Annotated in this window: 17 protein-coding genes; 9 read left to right on the forward strand and 8 right to left on the reverse strand. The window is 60.9% G+C overall.

The genetic code is table 11. The features are described from left to right. The first annotated feature begins 25 nt into the window (after positions 1-25). The gene (gene phaR, locus AC1RO0_RS25785) at positions 26-598 is read left to right on the forward strand and encodes a polyhydroxyalkanoate synthesis repressor PhaR (RefSeq protein WP_007692303.1); all 573 of its coding nucleotides are present in this window, start codon (positions 26-28) and stop codon (positions 596-598) included. 225 nt (positions 599-823) lie between these two features. On the opposite strand, the gene rpmF is transcribed toward phaR, so the two are convergent. The 3 genes from rpmF to mtgA all read right to left on the reverse strand — a co-directional run bounded on the left by rpmF (position 824) and on the right by mtgA (position 2,697). After that, complete coding sequence (gene rpmF / locus AC1RO0_RS25790) at positions 824-1,009, reverse strand: 50S ribosomal protein L32 (protein ID WP_006724402.1); 186 nt, start codon at positions 1,007-1,009, stop codon at positions 824-826. A 179-nt stretch (positions 1,010-1,188) separates the two neighbouring features. Continuing rightward, entirely contained in the window at positions 1,189-1,839 is a 651-nt protein-coding gene (locus tag AC1RO0_RS25795; protein ID WP_498595424.1) for a glutathione S-transferase family protein, read from the reverse strand. Positions 1,840-1,950: 111 nt separating this feature from the next. Continuing rightward, positions 1,951-2,697, reverse strand: a complete 747-nt coding sequence (gene mtgA, locus AC1RO0_RS25800) for a monofunctional biosynthetic peptidoglycan transglycosylase (RefSeq protein ID WP_498595580.1) — start codon at positions 2,695-2,697, stop codon at positions 1,951-1,953. Positions 2,698-2,878: 181 nt separating this feature from the next. Between mtgA and AC1RO0_RS25805 the strand changes: the two genes are divergently transcribed. After that, positions 2,879-3,793: a polyprenyl synthetase family protein gene (locus AC1RO0_RS25805; protein ID WP_498595425.1), complete on the forward strand. Its 915-nt coding sequence runs from the start codon at positions 2,879-2,881 to the stop codon at positions 3,791-3,793. Between the two features lie 126 nt (positions 3,794-3,919). Then, positions 3,920-4,561: a LysE family translocator gene (locus tag AC1RO0_RS25810; RefSeq protein ID WP_498595426.1), complete on the forward strand. Its 642-nt coding sequence runs from the start codon at positions 3,920-3,922 to the stop codon at positions 4,559-4,561. Positions 4,562-4,577: 16 nt separating this feature from the next. Here the strand turns inward: AC1RO0_RS25810 and ispG are convergent, their stop codons facing one another. Both ispG and AC1RO0_RS25820 read right to left on the reverse strand, forming a co-directional pair. Continuing rightward, positions 4,578-5,831, reverse strand: a complete 1,254-nt coding sequence (ispG, locus tag AC1RO0_RS25815) for a flavodoxin-dependent (E)-4-hydroxy-3-methylbut-2-enyl-diphosphate synthase (RefSeq protein ID WP_498595427.1) — start codon at positions 5,829-5,831, stop codon at positions 4,578-4,580. A 126-nt stretch (positions 5,832-5,957) separates the two neighbouring features. Continuing rightward, positions 5,958-7,157, reverse strand: coding sequence for an MFS transporter (locus AC1RO0_RS25820; RefSeq protein ID WP_498595428.1), 1,200 nt, complete (start codon positions 7,155-7,157; stop codon positions 5,958-5,960). A gap of 256 nt (positions 7,158-7,413) precedes the next feature. Here AC1RO0_RS25820 and AC1RO0_RS25825 point away from each other — a divergent pair, with 256 nt between their 5' ends. Then, complete coding sequence (locus tag AC1RO0_RS25825; protein WP_498595429.1) at positions 7,414-8,283, forward strand: DMT family transporter; 870 nt, start codon at positions 7,414-7,416, stop codon at positions 8,281-8,283. 57 nt (positions 8,284-8,340) lie between these two features. Here AC1RO0_RS25825 and AC1RO0_RS25830 read toward each other — a convergent pair whose 3' ends face one another. Continuing rightward, positions 8,341-9,591, reverse strand: coding sequence for an MFS transporter (locus AC1RO0_RS25830; RefSeq protein WP_498595430.1), 1,251 nt, complete (start codon positions 9,589-9,591; stop codon positions 8,341-8,343). A gap of 245 nt (positions 9,592-9,836) precedes the next feature. Here AC1RO0_RS25830 and AC1RO0_RS25835 point away from each other — a divergent pair, with 245 nt between their 5' ends. Beyond that, positions 9,837-10,712, forward strand: a complete 876-nt coding sequence (locus AC1RO0_RS25835; protein ID WP_498595431.1) for a LysR family transcriptional regulator — start codon at positions 9,837-9,839, stop codon at positions 10,710-10,712. 244 nt (positions 10,713-10,956) lie between these two features. Next, on the forward strand, positions 10,957-11,691 hold the full coding sequence (locus AC1RO0_RS25840; RefSeq protein ID WP_498595432.1) for an SDR family oxidoreductase: 735 nt from the start codon (positions 10,957-10,959) through the stop codon (positions 11,689-11,691). Here the strand turns inward: AC1RO0_RS25840 and AC1RO0_RS25845 are convergent. After that, positions 11,642-12,580 (reverse strand): LysR family transcriptional regulator, encoded by a 939-nt coding sequence (locus AC1RO0_RS25845; protein ID WP_498595433.1) that lies wholly within the window; start codon positions 12,578-12,580, stop codon positions 11,642-11,644. The two genes, AC1RO0_RS25840 and AC1RO0_RS25845, sit on opposite strands and share 50 nt — an antisense overlap. A 141-nt stretch (positions 12,581-12,721) precedes the next feature. After that, on the reverse strand, positions 12,722-13,108 hold the full coding sequence (locus AC1RO0_RS25850) for a cupin domain-containing protein (RefSeq protein WP_498595434.1): 387 nt from the start codon (positions 13,106-13,108) through the stop codon (positions 12,722-12,724). Positions 13,109-13,228: 120 nt separating this feature from the next. Between AC1RO0_RS25850 and AC1RO0_RS25855 the strand changes: the two genes are divergently transcribed. Genes AC1RO0_RS25855 through AC1RO0_RS25865 form a run of 3 tightly spaced genes read left to right on the forward strand, consistent with a single transcriptional unit; the run spans position 13,229 to position 14,562 of the window. Next, entirely contained in the window at positions 13,229-13,543 is a 315-nt protein-coding gene (locus AC1RO0_RS25855; RefSeq protein ID WP_498595435.1) for an ArsR/SmtB family transcription factor, read from the forward strand. Then, positions 13,540-13,899: an SRPBCC family protein gene (locus AC1RO0_RS25860; protein WP_498595436.1), complete on the forward strand. Its 360-nt coding sequence runs from the start codon at positions 13,540-13,542 to the stop codon at positions 13,897-13,899. Before AC1RO0_RS25855 ends, AC1RO0_RS25860 begins: the two co-directional genes overlap by 4 nt. Positions 13,900-13,944: 45 nt before the next feature. Continuing rightward, the gene (locus AC1RO0_RS25865) at positions 13,945-14,562 is read left to right on the forward strand and encodes an ATP-dependent Clp protease proteolytic subunit (protein WP_498595437.1); all 618 of its coding nucleotides are present in this window, start codon (positions 13,945-13,947) and stop codon (positions 14,560-14,562) included. Positions 14,563-14,696 lie beyond the last annotated feature (134 nt).

Here is a 14,696-nt window from a genome sequence, read left to right on the forward strand (position 1 = left end):
TCAGACGGGGTCAGGAGACTGAGTAATGGCAAAGAATGAGGGCCAGATCGTAATCAAGAAATACGCCAACCGCCGCCTATACAATACCGGCACCAGCACATACGTGACCTTGGATGACCTGGCGGAAATGGTGAAAAAGGGAGAGGAATTTACCGTTCAGGATGCGAAAAGCGGCGAAGACATCACGCATTCCGTCCTGACGCAAATCATTTTCGAACAGGAATCAAAGACCGGAAACACGCTCCTGCCGATCTCCTTCCTCCGGCAGCTGATCGGCTTTTACGGCGATCAGATGCAGATGGTCGTACCGAGTTTTCTTGAGCACTCCATGCGCTCCTTCACCGAGCAGCAGGTGCAGATGCGCGAACAGATCAACCGCGCCTTCGGCGAGACGCCGCTCGTCAAGAATTTGCAACTGCCGATCCAGATGGTCGAGGAACAGGTGCGCCGCAACACCGAAATGTTCCAGCAGGCCATGCAGATGTTCTCGCCCTTCATGAAACCGCCGGCAAAGGAAAGCCGCAAGGCGGAAGCAAAGGACATTGACGAGCTGAAGGAGCAGCTCCGCGCCATGCAGAGCAAGCTGGATAGCTTGTGAGATAATCCCCTTCTCCCCTCGGGGAGAAGGTGCCCGCCCTTCGACAAGGTCAGGAGATGGCAAGCGAAAGGCAATTTCCCCGGTAACGCCGCCTGACCCGGCGCTCCGCACCACCCTCTTCCCACTGGCGCGAGGGTATAGGTAAGCCTCTCACATTCCGATCAAAACAGAAAAAGGCCGGCGAAACGCCAGCCTCTTCAATCTCACCCTTAAGGGAGCGCTAGATTATGCGCTTTCCTTCGGCGTCAGAACCTGACGGCCGCGGTACATACCGGTCTTCAGGTCGATATGGTGCGGGCGACGCAGTTCGCCGGAGTTCTTGTCTTCAACATAGGTCGAAGCCTTCAGCGCATCAGCCGAACGGCGCATACCGCGCTTGGACGGGCTCGTTTTTCTCTTCGGTACAGCCATTTTCGTTACTCCACTTTGCGGACGAAACATGTCAGCGGCCAGCCAGGCGGCCGAAACAGACATGGATCAATTTCGGAATTTGGTGGGGCTTATACATACCTTGCAGGGCTTTGACCAGTCCCTCACAGCATTTTTTGCCCGCGCCACCGGATTCAGATGGATTGAGGCCGAATCGGCGATCAAGCCTCGTCCACCGCCACACGCCAGGTCTCTTCAAGGGCTGCCTTTTCCCATTTCTGCCAGGCGGGCAAGGCCTTCATCGCCGCCATGTAATCCAGCGTGTCGGCGGCGCTGACGAGGTCATAGCTCTCGAAGCGGTGGACGACCGGCGCGAACATCGCATCTGCACCGGAAAACGCGCCGAACAGGAAAGGGCCGCCGGAACGGTCGCGCGCCTCGCGCCAGATCGTCTCGATGCGCGCCACGTCATCCATGACACCTTCCGGCAGATCGAGACGGCGGCCGTTCGGACGGCGCATGTTCATCGGGCAGGCGCCGCGCAGGGCACTGAAACCGGCGAACATCTCCATGCTGTAGGACCGTGCAATCGCGCGCGCCTGCCGATCCCTCGGCCAGAGCCCCACTTCAGGAAAAAGCTCTGCCGCATATTCGATGATGGCCAGCGATTCCCAGACCTTGAGGCCGCCATGAACCAGCATCGGCACCTTGCCCGTCGGCGAGACCGCGCGGATGTCAGGATTGCCGGCCTCGAAATCGAAGGGGATCAGCACCTCCTGGAAAGGCACGCCGCAACCCTCCAGCGCGATCCATGGCCTGAACGACCAGGAGGAATAATTCTTGTTACCGATATAGAGGGTCAGCTTGTCCATGGTTCGTCCCTTTTAGTCCTCGAAAGGCCGGCGGGCGCAGTTCGAGCAGCGTCATCATTCCAGCCGAAAATGCCAGATGTCGGCCATGCGATCGAACGACAAGTTCTGATATCAGTTATAAAGGCATTTGATGTACTCGCCGGAATTCGCCGCCCGGCGCTGGATCAGCGAGGCGAGCTGACGCAGCCCGCGTCCCGGCTTGCTCGCCACCCGGTCGATCGGATTGGGCAGGGAAACGGCGAGAAGGGCTGCCTGGCGAGCATTGAGTTTCGAGGCCGGCACCTTGAAATGATAGCGCGCGGCCGCCTCGATGCCGTAAATGCCCGGCCCCCATTCGGCGATGTTCAGATAGACTTCCATCATCCGCCGCTTCGACCAGACGAAGGAGGAGGACACGGACAGCGGCAATTCCATCGCCTTGCGCACGAAGGAGCGACCATTCCAGAGAAACAGATTCTTCGAGGTCTGCATCGGGATCGTGCTGCCGCCGCGCGTCGATTGGCCCTTCAGCGTCTGCTGCACGAGTGCGCGCATCTCGCCCCAGTCGACACCGCCATGAAAGCAGAACTGCCCGTCCTCCGACGCCATGACCGACCGCACCAACACCGGCGATATCTCATCGAACGAAACCCATCGGCGGTCATACCCTTGAAACGTTACGGCATCGCGCAACATCAGGGTCGAAACCGGATGGACGAAAGGCAAGGCGTAGAGGACGATCAGCAGATAGGGCAGCAGCAGCAAACCGACGACGACGAGGACGATGCGCTGCGCGAGCGGACGGGCCATAAACCGCGCAAGCAGGGCCGACCGTCGTGGCATCTCGGCTTCCTCCTCGCTGTCCGTCGATATGTCCAATTGCCGAAGGTCCACCATCACCCCATCCCGGAACACGCCTTGCACATTCGGGGAACGCGCTGGGAATGCTCCAATCGTCATACCGTCTACACAAAGCGATGACCAGAGTGCGACGAGATTCCCATCCCGGCTGTTGACAATTCCCGTTGCCAGCGACCGACACTCATGCCAAACAGCGGCCATGGACAGCACCACCTCCTCCTTCGAACATCGCCTCAGAGACAATGCCGGCAAGGTCGAGGCTGTGCTGAGCCGGCTTCTCGCCGATGCTCGCCTGGACGACGAGATTGCCCGCCCAGCCCGCCTGCTCGGCGCAATGCGTCATGGCGTGCTGAATGGCGGCAAGCGGCTGCGGCCCTTTCTCGTGCTGGAGACCGCCGCACTTCTCGGTGGCAACGCCGATGCGGCGCTCCGGATCGGCGCCGCGCTCGAATGCGTCCATTGCTACTCGCTGGTGCATGACGACCTCCCGGCCATGGACGATGACGATCTGCGTCGCGGCCAGCCGACCGTGCATGTCGCCTTCGACTATGCGACGGCGATCCTGGCCGGCGACAGCCTGCTGACCTATGCCTTCGACATCATCGCCGCACCGGAAACGGACCTGCCGGCAGACCGGAAGATGGAGCTTGTTCTGGCGCTGTCGCGCGCCGCCGGCATCGGCGGCATGGCCGGCGGCCAGGCGCTCGATCTCGCCGCCGAGAAGGTGACGCCGGACGAACGAGGGATCACCACGCTACAAGCGATGAAGACCGGCGCGCTGATCCGCTTTGCCTGCGAAGCCGGCGCCATCCTCACCGGTGCCCCGGCCGGAGACCGCCAACGGCTGCGCAGCTTCGGCGAAAAGATCGGCCTTGCCTTCCAGCTTGCCGACGACCTCCTCGACCTCACCGCCGACGCCGCTACCATGGGCAAGGCGACCGGCAAGGATGCCGCCCGCGGCAAGGGCACGCTGGTGGCGCTGCACGGCCGGGAATGGGCAGAGACGACGCTTGCAAGACTGGTGAGCGAAGCGGCGGACTTGTTGTCCGGTTACGGCGATAAGGCGGATCTACTGATGGAAACGGCGCGGTTCGTGGCGAACCGCAAGAACTGAGCCTGCGCGTCAGGCGCTTTCGGATCGACGGACATGTCTCCATGACAAGAAATCGCGCGGAAAACGGGTGACGACCACGCCTTTCCATGGCAGATATCGTCGCCTGAAATCCCCCGGAGCCATCCCATGCATGAGGCGCTCGCCTATCTGCCGCAGATCCTGCCGGCCTATATTGCCTATATCATCGCCGTCGTCAGTCCCGGACCGGCGATCATGGCCATCATCGCCACATCGATGACCCATGGCCGCAAATCGGGCATGGCGATCTCGCTCGGCATCTTCGGCGGCTCGTTGACATGGGCGACCGCTGCCGCCGCCGGGCTTGCCACCTTGTTACAGACCTATGCGATGGCACTGGAGGTTCTGAAGATCTTCGGCGGGCTCTATCTGCTCTATCTCGCCTACAAGGCGCTGCGCGCCGCGCGCACGACCGGCGACTTGCAGGCAGCCGTGACGGACGCAAAGGCACCAAGCTACAGGTCGCTGATCCTTAGCGGTTACGGCATCCACGTCACCAATCCGAAGGCGATCTTCGCCTGGCTCGCCATCATCGCGCTCGGCATGCCGCAGGGAGCGCCAGCCTCCGTCGCCGTGCTGATCATCACCGTCTGCGGGGCAACCGGCTTTGTCGCCTTCATGGGCTATGCGCTGCTGTTCTCGACGCCGCATGCGCTGAAGATCTACAGGAATGCGCGCCGCTGGATCGAGGGCGCCATGGCCGGCTTCTACTGCTTTGCCGGCATCAAGCTGCTGACCAGCAACATCTGAGCGATTTGGCGGCGGATCACTCCGCCGCGACGCTCTTCTGACCGAAACGCTTCTCGATATAGTCGGCGACCAGCGCTTCAAAGTCCGAAGCGATGTTCGGACCGCGCAGCGTCATCGCCTTCTGGCCGTCGATGAAGACGGGAGCAGCGGGCGATTCGCCGGTGCCGGGCAGCGAGATGCCGATATCGGCATGCTTGCTCTCGCCGGGGCCGTTGACGATGCAGCCCATGACGGCGACGTTGAGCGCTTCGACACCAGGATATTTGTCGCGCCAGACCGGCATGTTCTTGCGCAGATCGTTCTGAATATTCTGCGCCAGCTCCTGGAAGACGGTCGATGTCGTGCGGCCGCAGCCGGGACAAGCCGCGACAACGGGCACGAACTGGCGGAAGCCCATCACCTGCAGCAGCTCTTGCGCCACCTGCACCTCGCGGGTGCGGTCGCCATTCGGCTCCGGCGTCAGCGAGACGCGGACGGTATCGCCGATGCCGTGCTGCAGCACATAGCCCATGGCAGCGGACGAGGCGACGATGCCCTTGCTGCCCATGCCGGCCTCGGTGAGGCCGAGATGCAGCGCGTGATTGGAGCGCTCGGACAGCATGGAATAGACGGCGATCAGGTCTTGCACCTGGCTGACCTTGGCCGAGAGAATGATGCGGTTGCGCGGCAGGCCGATTTCCTCGGCCAAATCCGCCGATATCAGCGCCGACTGCACGATCGTCTCGCGCGTCACCTGGCGGGCCGACAGCGGCGAGCCGGCGGCGGAATTCTGATCCATCAGCGCCGTCAGCAGATCCTGATCGAGCGAGCCCCAGTTGACGCCGATGCGAACCGGCTTGTCATAGCGGATCGCCATCTCGATGATCTCGGCGAACTGCTTGTCCTTCTTGTCCTTGAAGCCGACATTGCCGGGATTGATACGGTATTTCGCCAAGGCCTCGGCGCAGGCCGGATGATCGGTAAGCAGCTTGTGGCCGATATAATGGAAATCGCCGATCAGCGGCACGTCCATGCCGAGACGCAGCAGCCGTTCACGGATCTTCGGCACGGCGGCTGCACTTTCATCACGGTCGACGGTGATGCGGACCAGCTCCGAGCCGGCCTTGAAGAGGGCGGCGACCTGCGCCACCGTCGAATCGATATCGGCGGTATCGGTATTGGTCATGGACTGCACGACCACAGGCGCGCCGCCGCCGACGATAACGCCGCCTACATCGACGGCAACGGAGGAACGGCGCGGCTTCGGATCAAAATCACTGGCGGACGACATGGAAAACTCTCGTTAGCCTCAGGTAATCAGTGCCTTTCAGGTGGATCACGAAGCGGTCGTTGTCAACCGCTTCGGATATCACTTTCTCAGGCTGGAACATGACCATGGCAGGTCAAGACGGCTGAATTAATGCGAATTCTCGCCGATGCCGTCGGCGTAACGCGCCAGCGATGATAGCGCCAGCACGACGAGCAGCAGCACCGGCAGCGCCAGCAGGACCGGCGAGAAACCGACATGCTCGGCGGCAAAACCGATCGCGGAGGGCGCCACCAGCATGCCGGAATAGCCGAGCGTGGTGACGACCGAGATGCCGATGCCCGGCTGCAACCCCGGAATGTTGCCCGCGGCCGAAAAGGCGATCGGCACCATGTTGGAAATACCGATGCCGCATAGCGCGAAGCCGACGATGGCCAGTTCCGCATTCGGCGCCAGCGCCGCAATCACCATGCCGACAATGGCGAACACCGTGCAGACACGCAGCGTCTTGACCGCGCCCAGCTGGTCGCGAACGAAATCGCCGGCAAAGCGCATCACCGCCATGGTGAGCGAGAAAGCGGCAAAGCCGAAGCCCGACAGCGTCACGGAGGCTGCCTTTTCCTGGCTGAGATAAAGCGCGCTCCAATCCAGCACCGCGCCCTCGGGCATCATGGAGAACAATGCCATGAGGCCGAGCAGCCAGGGCAGCGGCACCATCGGCAACCGCGCCTTCGGCTTCGCCTCGTCGGGATGCGGCTGGTCGCCGAGGATCATCGGCCATGCCACAGCCAGGATGAGAATGGAAAGCACGGTGACGACCTCGGCGTGACCGAGGTAGCCCAGATGCGAGATCAGGAAACCGCCGATCGCCGCGCCGAGCAGACCGCCAAGGCTCCAGAAGGCATGGCAGGACGACATGATCGCCCGGCGCATGGATTTTTCCACCGAGACGGCATTGGCATTCATCGCCACGTCCATGGCGCCGATGAAACCGCCGAACAGGAAGATGGCGATAGCCGCAGTCCACACGCTCTCGACCAAGGTCATGGCGAGCAGCATCGGCACGAGCAGCACGGCGAAGGCCTTGACGACGATCTTCGAACCGCGCCCGGCGATCTGCGCGCCGGCGATCGGCATCATCACCAGCGAGCCGACACCGAAGACCAGGATCATCAGGCCGAGTTCGAACTTGCTCAGTTGCAGCCGCTCGGCAAATTCCGGAATCTTCGGCGCCCAGCAGCCGACGCTGAAGCCGTTCATCAGAAACAGCAACGAGACGGCCGCGCGCGGTTTCGTAAAGAATCCGCTTCTGCGTGCCTGAAGACCCTCGGTTTTCATCATGTCATCCATAAAAAATCCCCCAAATCGGTGCTCGCAACATATTTAAATCGATTGAAATCGCAATATCCGAAAAGAGGCGAGTCAGTCACGTTTCATCACCATCTGTTAAAATGGAAGCAACGGGGCCACAACCATGCATAAATATTTCCCGCCTAATCTGCCCTGCACATATGGCCTATTGACGACGAAAAGGTAGGCTCCTATCGCTTGAGTCGGACAAGATTCCTCGCCTGCTTCGCATCGGCCCTTCCCCCTTGGTGCTCTAGTGAAAAACCCCATCAGCTACGGCATCCTGCTTACGGTGTTTGGCTATATGCTGTTTACCGCCCATGACTCGGCGGTGAAACTGCTCGTCGTCACCATTCCGGTCTGGCAGGTGCTGTTCCTTCGCAGCTGCGCCATTCTCGCCGGCTGCTTCGTCTATGAAGGGCCGTCGCTGGTGCGCAAGGTGGCGCGCTCGCCGGTCGTCAAGCCGATGATCGTGCGCAGCATGCTGCTGCTGATCGCCTGGATCTCCTATTACTCGGCTGCCAAATATCTCCAGCTCGCCGAGGTCACCACCCTCTACTATGCCGCCCCGATCGTCGGCACGATCCTTGCGACTATCGTACTCCGAGAAAAGGTCACCATCGCCCGCTGGATGGCGGTTGGCGTTGGCTTCTGCGGCGTGGTGATCGCCTCAAATCCGGTAGGATTGTCGATCTCTTGGCCGGTCTATCTCGCCCTGCAGGCAGCCGTGCTCTGGGCAACCGGCATGGTGCTGCTGCGCAAGACCGCACTGCACGAAAAGAGCCACATCCAGATGGCCGTCTCCAACATCATGCTAATCCTGATGACGGGCACGATGGCGATGCTGCACTGGAAGACGCCGACAAGCCACGAACTGCTACTGCTCTGCATCACCGGCATCTTCTCCGGCATCGGCCAGCTGGCTCTGTTCGAAGGCATGCGCCAGGCGCCGGTCTCGGTGCTGGCGCCGTTCGAATATACCTCGCTCGTCTGGGCCTTTGCACTCGGCTATCTCATCTGGGGTGACGTTCCCGGCATCAACACCTTCCTGGGCGCGATCCTGATCCTCAGCGCCGGGCTGATCATTATCTTCAGCGAACGGCGACGGCGGGTGTCGGTAGTTTGAGGTAGGCCCCTGCTGCCACAAACAACCATAGCAATAAGCTGAATCGGCATTCAGGATTCAGTTCTGTTGTGCTGCCGGATTCATTCGGCGGTGCAGCAGCAAAAGGCCGAGAAGCGCACACAAGGCGAAGATCGAGATGACCAAGGCCAGCCATAGGGCAGCGTGGGGACCAGCCGAGGTGAGGATGGCAGTGAATACCGGTGGTGCGGCCGCAAAGGAGAGGTTGAGCGGCACCGCCAGTCGCGCCGATGTGCGGGCATAGGCGCCGGTGGGGAAAATCTGCAACGGGAGCGTGGCGCGGGTGACGGCGGTGACGCCGCTAGCAATGCCGTAAAGCGTGGCGAAAAGCATGACGCCGAAGAAGTTGCTGGCCAGCAGAAGAACGATGAAGCTCAACGGAAACAGGACAGAGCCGGCAAGGCCGGTGACGAAGCCCGACCAGCGCCGACCGCCGAGGGAATCGATCATGCGCCCCGCCCATCGAGCAATCCCCATGAAGGCAGCCGCCGCCAGCGCACTGGCGTGATCGAGGCCTGCAGCTTCGAACAGGATGATGATGGTGAGAGCAAAGCCCCAGGTGACGAAGCCGTTGGCCGCAAAGCTTATAGCCAGCAGGGCGAAGCGTGGGCGGTCGATTGGGGAGGGTTCAGCCACCGCCTTCGCGGCGAATTCTTGCCTGGGCCGTCGAGCAAGCATGGTCCAATGCAGTGGCATGCAGACAATCAGCATCAGGGCGGCATAGACCAGTGTCGTCGTTCGCCAGCCCCATTGAGCCTGCAGAAGCCCTGTCAGCGGCCAGACGATGGTTGATGTCAGCCCACCTGCCAGGATCAGCACACCGAGGGCCTGACGCGCTTTCTCGCCGGCGATCTCGGTCACCGCGATCTGCGCCGGCGTCGTCAACATGGAGGCACCGGCGAGGCCGAGAATGAGCCACGACAGGACGAAGGACACCGGACCATTGGCCAGGCCCATGATCAGCAAGCCGGCTGCGCCCAACAATGATCCCAACACCATAATCGGCCTCGTGCCATAACGCTCGAAGATGGCGCTCAGCGGCCAGGACACCATGGCCATGACGACAAGCATAACCGTCGGTCCCGCCATGACCATGGGCAGGGCCATGGTCAGCTCGCCCGCCATGGCAGGTCCAGTGACCGCGGGCAAATAGAACGTGGCACCCCAGCCAATGAGCTGTGTCAGCGACAGGGCGGCAACGGCGCGAGCTGTGGGCGAGCGGAGCTGCATCCCGGCAATTGGTGCGGAGAGCGCAATCGAGTTGCGGTAGCGGCGTGGAAGGGAAAGCATCAAGGACCTTTAGACACGATTAGCTTTTTGTTTCTGAAGAAATGAGGAAGAGACGGCACTTCCGTCAGCGAGAGAAGACTAAAGAAAATAATGCTACCCCAGCGGATACCCATGCGATGGATTTGGGGTAGGAGTAAAATTGGCTTGGTCGCATCTCAGTTTCTGAGGGGCTTTTGACTTTCGCTTGTGCTAGATTTTCGTGTGATGCTCAAACGAGGAATTTGAGGGGAGCCTGAGGAAAATTCATGCAGGAAAAGCATCGCGTCTCTCTCAATGCCGTCAGGGTATTCGCGATCGTGGCACGCACCGGGAGCCTTACAGCCGCGGGCACTGAACTCGGCGTTACACCCGGCGCAGTGAGCCACCAGCTCAAAAAGCTCGAAGACGAGCTTGGGGTAAGCCTCTTCCGCCGAGGAAATAATACCATTTCCCTGACTGACGTAGGGCAGCGCTTCTATCAGGAGGTCGCACCGGCGATCGGGCTCATCGAGCGTTCGGCTGATGCCCTGTATCGCGATGAAAGCGAAATCAGTGTTCATGCGACGACGTCGCTTGCGCTGCGCTGGCTCATCCCGTCACTGGATCGTTTTCGCGCGCTCTGCCCACAGGTCCGCGTTCGGGTGGAAACCAGTTCTGCGCGAGGTTTTCCAGCCGTCCCCGACTCCGATGTCAGCATCCGTTATTTTCGGGCAGGGGCAGCAGCCGAGGGATGGGAATTCCTTGCTCGCGACCTGCGCCGCCCGGTTGTTTCTCCGAGCCTGTTAGCAAAAAATACCAGTCAGGAGATTGCTGTTCCGGACATACCGGCTCTTCAATGCTGTGTGGGAAACTGGGACTGGAAGCTCTGGTGCGAGACATTTAATATTTCGCTGGCAGACCTTTCCCTCACCCATGCATTCGACACGGACGACGCCGCTCTTCTTGGCTGTGTTGCCGGTCTTGGGATGGTGCTTGCACCGACGATTCTCACAGGCAGGGAAATGAAGTCGGGCGCGTTGGTGACCCTGCCTGGATATGAGCCAGTTGAGACCGGAACATATCGTTATCAGCGCCGCTCGGAATCGAAAGCGGTCCGGCAATTCTGTGGCTGGATGGACACCGAAATGCGGAACCTCGAATGAAGGGTTTCCATCGCAGAAAACGGCAGTTTTGACTGCGGGTGATTTCCGCCGCCTTCACTCACAACGCAGATCCTGCCGTCAGCGAACCGAAAGCCCGGCACGGGCCGCGCCCAACACAGACATAACCATACCCCAAATCCCCTCATCGGAATCTCCGATAACACCATCGTTTTTCCCCGTTTGCCCTCCCCACACGTCTCTGCCAAGTCTCCCTCGCAAACATTCACCTTCGGGAACAAACGACATGGCACTTGCAGACATCGCGAATTCACGAATCCTCATCGTCGGCGGCAGCTCCGGGATGGGCCTGGCGCTGGCGAAACACACGCTTGCCTCCGGCGCGGAGGTGATCGTCGTCGGGCGGAACGAGGATAGGCTTCGCCGCGCCAGTGCGGAGCTACAAAATCCGGCCCTCTCCACGGTCGCGGTCGATATCACGCAGGAAGCGCAGGTCGCTGACCTGTTCGAGCGGATCGGCCGGCTCGATCATATCGTCAGCACCGCCGCCGATATCGAAGGCGCCTATGAACTGCTGCCGGCGCTGGATCTGAAAGCCGCGCAACGGGTCGTGGAGAGCAAATTTTACGGGCCTTTGCTGCTCGCCAAATACGGCGCACCGAAGCTCTCCGCCACCGGCTCCATCACCTTCACCTCCGGTATCGCAGCCTATCGCCCTGCGGCGCGCGGGTCGGTCGTCGCCGCCGTCAATGCCGCGCTCGAGGGCTTGGTGCGAGCGCTCGCGATCGAGCTGGCGCCGATCCGCGTCAATGCCGTTTCGCCCGGCTGGGTCGACACCCCCATCTGGACATTCGTTGCCGGTGACAGGAAGGACGAGACGCTGGACGCCATGGCAAAGCGGCTGCCGGTCGGGCGCGTCGGGCAGCCGGAGGATATCGCCGATGCTATCGGCTATCTGATGGGCAACGGCTTTACGACGGGGACGACACTGCATGTCGAGGGCGGACATCGGCTGATCTAGTTGGCGCAAAATGATCGCTCGCGGCCGCCAGCAACTGTCTCAGCGCCGGCGGCTGCACGCGCCGGCGCCGCCATATCATCACCAGCGAGACCGTCTGCGTCGGCCCCGGCCACGGCAGCTCGCTGATCTCACCTCGATCGAGCGCCTCGGCAACCGCGAGGCGCGGCACCAGCCCAATACCGACACCTGCCGCCACAAGCCGCGCGATCGCGCCGATGCTGCCGACCTCGGCGGCGGGCTTCGGCGCCACGATACCGGCCTCCGCAAATGCCGTGTCGAACATGGCCCGATAGGCGCAGCCGGCTTCCGTCGTCAAAAAATCCATCGAGGCAAGTTCGGCCAGATCCGGCTTCCCCGCCGCAAATTTGCCTGTGGGAGCTGTAACAAGGATCAGCGGTTCCGTCGCAATTGTACGGCTGACAAAACGCTCGTCCAGACGTCCCTGATCGAAACAGAAGGCGACATTGATCTCGCCGGTCTCGAGCTTTCGCAACAGATCGCCGCTGCCGGCCACCTTCAGCCTGAGACTGATATCGGGATGGTCGGCCTGGAAAACGGATAGCCAAGCGGGAAGCTTGACGGCGGCAATCGTCTCGAGCGCCCCGATGGTGACCGATCCGGCCTCATGCCCGGCGCTTGCCGCCACCGCCGCACGCGCCTCGTCCGCCAGCGCCAACAATTCCTGCGCATAGGAGACCAGCGTCTCACCCGCCTGCGTCAGCTCCAGACCCTGCTTCGACCGGGTGAAAAGTGCAGCACCCAGCTCGGCCTCCAGCAACTGCATCTGGTCGCTGACGCTCGATTGCGCCAGATGAACTTCCTCGGCCGCCCGAGTGAAGCTTTTGCTCCGGGCAACCGCGAGGAATGTCTTGAGAAGGCGAGGATGCATCGGGACACGCCGCATTTGTTTCGGGCCAGCACCGCAACGATCAAGATGACGAGGCGGCGCCCACTACCGGGAACGCTGCCACATCGCCGACATCGCCGTCAACAAGCCCGGCCTTGGCGGCCGTGCTCGGCGGACTGCGTTCTATATCCAAAGATCGTTCTCAGCCGTCCTATCGCCGCCCTCATGCCCGGTGTTCAACGTGCCGCGCGGTTCGATCAACATCATCCGGACTTCCTTCTCGGCGAAAGGTTTGTGCTCCACGCCCTTCGGAACGACGAACATCTCGCCGGGTCCGACATGGACGGCGCCATCGCGAAAATCGATCCGCAACTGCCCCTCGAGAACGATGAAGGTCTCGTCGGTTTCCGGATGATCGTGCCAGATGAAATCCCCCTCGATGCGGACGAGCTTGAACTGGTAGTCGTTCATCTCGGCGACGACACGGGGTTGCCAGAAGCCCTCGATCTTTCCAAGCTTTTCCTGGAAATTGATGGGCTGTTTGCTCTGGGTCGCGCTTACGTCTTTCATGGTCTTCCCTTTCGGATACAGGAAGAATGATTATCGACCGCAGCGCTGGATCGATCTTGAACGTTTGTGCAAAGAGCGAAAGGCCTTGCGAATCGCATAAGTGTGTGCTTATGTGTTGGCATGATCGAAAACGACATATTCCGAGCCTTGGCCGACCCGACCCGCCGGGCAATCTTTGAAAAGCTGGCGGCAGGCGGCACGAACGCCAGCGCCTTGCGCGAGGGCATGGAGATCAGCCAGCCGGCGATGTCCCAGCACCTCTCGGTTCTTCGAAGTGCCGGGCTTATCAAGGAAGAACGACAGGGGCGCTTCGTGAATTGTGAGGTTGATCCGGAAGGGCTGGCTCTCATCGCAGAATGGTTGGCGAAATATCGTGCCTATTGGCCCGCACGCATCGACGCTCTGAAAGTCTTGTTGAAGGATATGGACCAATGAACAACGAAAAGACCGTGGAGCAGAAAAACAGGATCGCGCTTGAGTATGAGCTCAATGAGCCCCCGCAAAAGGTCTGGCGCGCCATCAGCATTCCGGAATTTCGCGAAAGCTGGTTGCCGAAGGATGCATTGGCGGACCCCGAAGCGACCTCCTCCACGCCCGGCGAGGAGGTTTGCTACAGGATGCGCGACAACGCACCGCCATTCCTTGAAAGCACCGTGACGTTCAGGATTGCTCCGAACGCAACCGGGGGAACCTGCCTGCGGATCATCCACGAACTCACCGACATGAGGCTCGACCGGATGATGGGGGCCGCCGCAAACAAGAACAGCCCGCCTCTCATGCTCGCTGCCTGACGGCCGCGAGACGCCCCGAAAATCTTGCAAGATTGGAGTTCGCCGATGCGCGAAGCGATGCAACTCGTCCCTATGGTCGTAGAGCAGTCCAGCAGAGGGGAGCGATCTTTCGACATCTATTCCCGCCTCCTGCGTGAGCGGATCATTTTTCTCAATGGTGAAGTGAACGATACCGTCGCAGCTCTAGTCTGCGCGCAATTGCTGTTTCTTGAAGCGGAAAACCCCAGGAAGCCGATCAGTCTCTACATCAATTCGCCGGGCGGCGTCGTGACCAGCGGCCTCGCCATGTATGACACCATGCACTATATCCGCGCGCCGGTGCATACGCTCTGCATGGGGACTGCCCGTTCGATGGGTTCGTTCCTTCTGATGGCGGGCCAAGCCGGTGAGCGAACCGCACTACCGAACTCCAGCATCCATATCCATCAGCCGTTGGGTGGCTTCCAAGGACAGGCGTCCGACATGCTCATTCATGCTGCCGAAATGGAGCGGACCAAGCACCGTATGACGCGGCTCTACGCTGAACATTGTGGACGCACCTACGAGGAGTTCGAGCGCGCGATGGACCGCGATCATTTCATGACCGCAGAACAAGCTCTCGAATGGGGCCTTATCGACCGCATCCTCCAGGTTCGCGAGGAAGATCCGCTTGTAGTCTCATAGACCTGAGTGCGATCAGGCTCCGACCGGCAATGTTTCAGAATAGGGAGTGTTGCAACCGCTGGGCTATGGCCGACTGGCTAGCCCACAGGTTCGGCATGCTCGACAAAGCTGTCAAATCCACCATCTCTTGAGAA

Source organism: Rhizobium sp. GW821-FHT14E12 (genome assembly GCF_058803745.1).

Bases quoted from the DNA above. Each gene is read 5' to 3' on its own strand.
- phaR (WP_007692303.1), top strand. From the start codon at position 26: ATGGCAAAGAATGAGGGCCAGATCGTAATCAAGAAATACGCCAACCGC.
- rpmF (WP_006724402.1), bottom strand. From the start codon at position 1,009: ATGGCTGTACCGAAGAGAAAAACGAGCCCGTCCAAGCGCGGTATGCGC.
- AC1RO0_RS25795 (WP_498595424.1), bottom strand. From the start codon at position 1,839: ATGGACAAGCTGACCCTCTATATCGGTAACAAGAATTATTCCTCCTGG.
- AC1RO0_RS25805 (WP_498595425.1), top strand. From the start codon at position 2,879: ATGGACAGCACCACCTCCTCCTTCGAACATCGCCTCAGAGACAATGCC.
- AC1RO0_RS25810 (WP_498595426.1), top strand. From the start codon at position 3,920: ATGCATGAGGCGCTCGCCTATCTGCCGCAGATCCTGCCGGCCTATATT.
- ispG (WP_498595427.1), bottom strand. From the start codon at position 5,831: ATGTCGTCCGCCAGTGATTTTGATCCGAAGCCGCGCCGTTCCTCCGTT.
- AC1RO0_RS25820 (WP_498595428.1), bottom strand. From the start codon at position 7,157: ATGGATGACATGATGAAAACCGAGGGTCTTCAGGCACGCAGAAGCGGA.
- AC1RO0_RS25830 (WP_498595430.1), bottom strand. From the start codon at position 9,591: ATGCTTTCCCTTCCACGCCGCTACCGCAACTCGATTGCGCTCTCCGCA.
- AC1RO0_RS25835 (WP_498595431.1), top strand. From the start codon at position 9,837: ATGCAGGAAAAGCATCGCGTCTCTCTCAATGCCGTCAGGGTATTCGCG.
- AC1RO0_RS25840 (WP_498595432.1), top strand. From the start codon at position 10,957: ATGGCACTTGCAGACATCGCGAATTCACGAATCCTCATCGTCGGCGGC.
- AC1RO0_RS25845 (WP_498595433.1), bottom strand. From the start codon at position 12,580: ATGCATCCTCGCCTTCTCAAGACATTCCTCGCGGTTGCCCGGAGCAAA.
- AC1RO0_RS25850 (WP_498595434.1), bottom strand. From the start codon at position 13,108: ATGAAAGACGTAAGCGCGACCCAGAGCAAACAGCCCATCAATTTCCAG.
- AC1RO0_RS25855 (WP_498595435.1), top strand. From the start codon at position 13,229: ATGATCGAAAACGACATATTCCGAGCCTTGGCCGACCCGACCCGCCGG.
- AC1RO0_RS25860 (WP_498595436.1), top strand. From the start codon at position 13,540: ATGAACAACGAAAAGACCGTGGAGCAGAAAAACAGGATCGCGCTTGAG.
- AC1RO0_RS25865 (WP_498595437.1), top strand. From the start codon at position 13,945: ATGCGCGAAGCGATGCAACTCGTCCCTATGGTCGTAGAGCAGTCCAGC.